General features: G+C 37.9%; 4 protein-coding genes. 1 reads left to right on the forward strand and 3 read right to left on the reverse strand.

From position 1 onward, the window contains the following. The coding region (locus K5Q58_RS20385) for a molecular chaperone (RefSeq protein ID WP_220755688.1) at positions 1-616 on the forward strand (616 nt) is incomplete at its 5' end. Positions 617-706: 90 nt separating this feature from the next. On the opposite strand, the gene K5Q58_RS20390 is transcribed toward K5Q58_RS20385, so the two are convergent. From K5Q58_RS20390 to K5Q58_RS20400, 3 genes are all read right to left on the reverse strand, one after another. Further along, positions 707-2764 carry an alpha-amylase family protein gene (locus K5Q58_RS20390; RefSeq protein WP_220755689.1) on the reverse strand — a complete coding sequence of 686 codons (2058 nt, stop codon included), beginning with the start codon at positions 2762-2764 and terminating at the stop codon, positions 707-709. Between the two features lie 81 nt (positions 2765-2845). Further along, the gene (locus K5Q58_RS20395; protein WP_220755690.1) at positions 2846-4795 is read right to left on the reverse strand and encodes a glycoside hydrolase family 13 protein; all 1950 of its coding nucleotides are present in this window, start codon (positions 4793-4795) and stop codon (positions 2846-2848) included. A 13-nt stretch (positions 4796-4808) separates the two neighbouring features. Further along, the coding region (locus K5Q58_RS20400) for a tryptophan 7-halogenase (RefSeq protein ID WP_220755691.1) at positions 4809-5147 on the reverse strand (339 nt) is incomplete at its 5' end.

A 5147-nucleotide genomic window follows, 5' to 3' on the forward strand; every position in this document is an offset into this window, starting at 1 on the left:
TAGAAATCCCGATGAGGATTTAAAAAAAACGTTCTCTGAACTGGATACATCATTATTCATAACAAATGGTACTAATTTGCAAGATCCTGCTTCAAAGTTGCTAAATGACATTAAAATTCATGCCACGAAGCACTCTTTAGCTGAATTAAAACAAGATTTTAATATGTTATTTATACGTCCCAAAGGAAAGCTGGCTTATCCGTGGGGCTCAGTATATCTGAATAAACAAAACCGTTTGTTTGATTTAACCACTTTAGCGTTTATGGAATTCTGTAAAAAATATCAACTCAATTTTACATTAAGTCAAAATGAGCCTGTTGATCATTTTAGCTTGATGCTGGTGGCATTAATTCATTGTATGGAGCTTGATGAAGCAGAAGAGAACTCTAGCATCAACGACTTTAATGAATCTTTATGTGAACATCCTGAAACCGATAGAGCGGCAACATTACTGCAAAGGCACTTATTGCCTTGGTGCGGGCGTTTTCTGACTTTAGTCAATGAACATAGCCAAACAGGCTTTTACAGTGCAGCTGCGCAATTAAGCGAGTTACTGCTTGCGCAATTGCAACATGATTATCAACTCACTATTAAACCTGTTGAACTGTACAAATAGTCATACGGTTAGTTTTGTGCATCTCATAAAATTAAAGCCAAATAACATCATGTTATCTGGCTTTTTAAGCTTTATATGACTTTATAGTGATTATAAATCAATTGCTAATATCTGAGACTCTAACGGCATTAGTGTTACTTTTAACTCACCAAGTCCGTGTGCAACATTGAGTTGATGAGTTATTCGCTGCTGAGATTGAAGTAAATTACTGAGTTCATACTGACCTTGATTTAAATTGGCGGATTTGACTAGCTCAGACGGTAACGTCAATGTGAATGAGTTGCTATCAGTTTGGCTGAAATTACTGATAACAATTAAAAATTGATTTTCATTGTAGCGGCTAAAAGCAAAGGTTTTATCGTTATAGCTATTTGAGACGGTATTATTATCAGTAGCAGTATCCGTTGTTTTATCAAAAGCAGTATCTACAGCCTTATCGATAACCTTATCAGCAGTACGATTAGTCGTATCAAGCTCAAAGTACTGGCCGTTGAGTGCTGGTGCTGTATGGCTTAAATTCATTAAGGTTTGATAATAATGACGTAAGGACTTTTCTTGTTCACTAGACTGGCCTCCGTCAAATTTCCCGTTATTCATCCAGCGTTGATGAGCTGGTACGCCAACATAGTCGAAAATACTGGTTCTAGTTGGTTGTCCAAAGCCTGCATTTTCAGCGCCTTGTTCACCGACATCTTGGCCAAAATACAGTAAGGTTGGCGCGCGGCTGATAGTGGTAGAAATCACCATTGCCGGTAGCGCGGCTTCTGGACTACCTGCAAAGTCTTGTGTGTTGATACGTTGCTCATCGTGGTTTTCAAGAAAGTGCAGCATATGCTGCTCAATATCCATTACTTTTGCTTGGTCTACTGCAATTTGAGCGGTGGACTCTTTACCATGAATAATATCTTTTAAAGTGTCGTATAAATCGACTTTATCGTAGAGGTAATCCATTTTTCCTAAGTGAATGTAGTCACGGTAAAGGCTGGGGTTATAAACCTCTGCTAATAAGAAAGCATTTGGGTTGTGATGTTTAATGTTGCTGTTAAGGTAACTCCAAAACTCTACTGGCACCATTTCAGCCATATCATATCGAAATCCATCAACGCTTTTGGCTAGCCAGAACTCGGTGATGTCTTTAAATTTTATCCAAGAATCTGGAATGTCGCTGGCTGCTGTAGATTGCCAAAATACATAATGCTCGGCGGATGACTTTTGCGCATAATTATCAGGAAGAGTAGGGAAGTCATGGCTGCCATCTGGCTTTACACCATAATTTACTTTGACTGTTTCATACCAGTCATTTGCATCAGGTTTAGCTAACCGCGAACCATTTCCAGTCCATTTTGCGGGAATTTCTGTAAATTTTCCGTCCGATAATGAGTGTTGCTCACCACCTAATGGTTGGTAGTTATCGCTAGCGTCAGGTACGCTGAAATTTTCACCAACAACATAATAAAAGCTATTATTTTTAGCGTATTCAACTTGAGTATTGTCGTGCTGGCCAAACTGACGATTGGTAGGGAGTTCACTCTGCTGGTCTAGTGAAACATAATTACGCGCCACGTGGTTTGGCACAATATCTATGATGACTTGCATTCCGTTTTGATGAGTGCGCGCAATTAATGCTTCAAATTCAGCTAAACGCTGCTGTGGGTTATCAGCTAGATCAGGGTTAACGTTGTAATAATCTTTAACAGCATAAGGCGATCCCGCGCGACCTTTAACTACATCTGGATCATCATTGCTGATCCCAATATTAGTGTAGTCATTAATTAATGCATGGTGAGGGATCCCTGTGTACCAAAGATGGGTTGTGCCTAATGATTTAATATCTTGCAATGCGGTATCAGTAAAATCGCTAAATTTACCTACACCATTTTCATCTATTGTGCCCCAAGGTTTATTGGTGGTATTGGTATTTCCGTAAAGGCGTGTGAATACTTGGTATACAACTGGCTTACCTTGTAATGGGGCTGCATTGTTTAACGTATTTGACGCCTTTTCTTTGACGTCTTGGTCATTTTTAGATGTCATCACGGTTGATGTATTGTTACTACTCTCTCCTGAACACCCACTTAGTATGAGTGATAAGGTAAGTGTCAGAGTTAATAATGGCAAACTTGAAATCGTTGTCGGTTTTAATTGCATATCTGTCTCTTTTGACTGATGTAAATTTTGTTTTATATGCTAAATCGTATAAATCACGTTAATACAGATGACTAAGCTTGATTAGTTTAAGCTTAAGATAATGACACCTTTCTCTTTTAAAGTGAGCGGCTTAACTAATGAATACGAATGTTGGCTTAAAATATCGAAACCGGTTTTGTTATCCTTAATCACAGCGTGAAACCGAGATAGGTTTAACTCCATCGCGTTATCATTTTTGTTATATATGATCATTACACTTTCTGATTGATCACCTTTTTGATAGTGTCTGGCCTGAACATATACCCCATCTTTTGGCACGTAGTGAGACAATTTACCTTGTTGGAGTGCAAGTGAGCCTTTACGGAAGTTCAACAAGGTTTTGTTAAACGCTAAAGCATCGATTTGAGCGGGGTTTAAGTTTTGCTGAGTGAATACATCAATCTCATCGCTTTCCCATCCCCCTGGAAAGTCACTGCGAACTAGGCCGTCATTACGATCTTTAGTGGGACTTTCCATAAGAACTTCAGTGCCATAAAACATTTGTGGAATGCGATTGCTGCTCATCACATAAGCCATTGCCATTTTATAAGCGGCTATGTCATTGTCCATTAAACTGTATAAGCGGTTAGTATCGTGATTACCTTCAAATAACACTAGGTCAGTTGGTTTTGCGTACACCACATCGTTAGCTAGCATCTCATATAGATTAATTAAACCGCTGCCCCAATCTTCTTTTTCTGTCAGGCTTGAAATAAGAACCTCATACAAAGGAAAGTCCATCATGCTAGGTGTGTGGGATACATAGCCGTCGGCGTTTTGTTTTCCAGCTTGCCAGTAACTGACAGTAATTGGATTATCTGTCCACTCTTCACCAACGATATTAAAATTTGGATATTCATCCATGATAGCTTTTGACCAACGAGTCAAAAATGACTTGTCTGCATAAGAATAGGTGTCTTCACGAATGCCGCTCAATCCTGCATATTCCACCCACCAAATACTATTTTGAATGAGATAGTTAGCCATAAACTCATCTATTTGGTTCATGTCAGGCATGGTGTCAGTGAACCAGCCATTTTCGAATTCTGTTCTATCTTCTTTCATCGCATAAGGACCTTGCACTGTGGTTCTGCGATGACTGGTATACATGATATCTTTTGGATTCTGTTGCCACTCTTTTTGACCATTTATCCAGCTTGAAGTAGGAAAGTCTGCCATCCATCGATGACCTGAACCCATGTGATTAACAATCACATCTTTAATAATACCAATGCCAAATTGATGCGCTTCTTCTACTAAGGATTTGTATTCTTCGTTGCTACCAAAGCGCGGATCAATTTTGTAGAAATCAGTGGTGGAATAACCATGATAGGAATATTTAGCTTGGTTATTTTCAAGGAGTGGATTTATCCATAGTTGAGTGACTCCTAGTTCATGTAAATAAGGCAAGGCTTTACGGATCCCCATTATATCGCCGCCATGACGTCCGTCTTTATCAGAACGATTGACAGTTTCTAACATGCTTGGATAATTGTCATTGTCCGGATTACCGTTTACAAATCGGTCAGGGGTAATGAGGTATATAACATCTTTATTGCTAAAACCTTGTCGCTCTCGAGAACCAGTGGCTCTTGCTTGTATGGGGTAATTAATACTTTGGACAAATTTATCATTGTCATAAAGTCCAAATTGCAGTGTTTGTGGCTCTGCCTGTTTTAAATCTAGATCGATAAATAAATGGTTTTGACTGCTTGATTGATGAACTTGTGTAAGTTTTACCCCTTGAGATTGCTCAAGTTTAAGTTGCAATTGACCAATATTTTCACCATAAACCAGTAATTGAAGTTGGCTATTTTCCATGTCTGCCCACCATGATTCAGGCTCAACAGTTAAATTTATAGCATGTGTTTGCGGAATAAATATCAACAAAAATATTAGTGAGATAAGACGGCTAAACCGTGTTAACTTTAAACTAAAATAATGTAAATCATGCTTAGTTTGTTGGAAATTTTGCTTATTATTTTTGATCATCTTACTTCCCTGATTATCTCTGTAAGAATTGTTCATGAGTTGATAATTCTGCTAAATAATGCTGATAAATAGCTTTTAAGTTTGTTAAAAATTCCTGACTGTCTTCTTGATTTATAACATCAGCTAGAGGGTTATAGTCTTTTGGTAAAATACCTTGACCTATCATGACTTGAAGCCAAGCTTCTTCAGTAAATAACTCATTGTTATGGCGAAATAAATTGCCCGTTTGTTTAAATAATTCAATTTTCTTTTTTAAAGTATTAGGAATATCCATTGCACTTGATACTTTCCATAAATCTCCGTTTTCCCGTTGATTTAACTTGTAATGAAGAATAATAAAATCTCGTATTTG

This window comes from Shewanella sp. KT0246 (assembly GCF_019654955.1).
Lineage (GTDB): Bacteria > Pseudomonadota > Gammaproteobacteria > Enterobacterales > Shewanellaceae > Shewanella > Shewanella goraebulensis.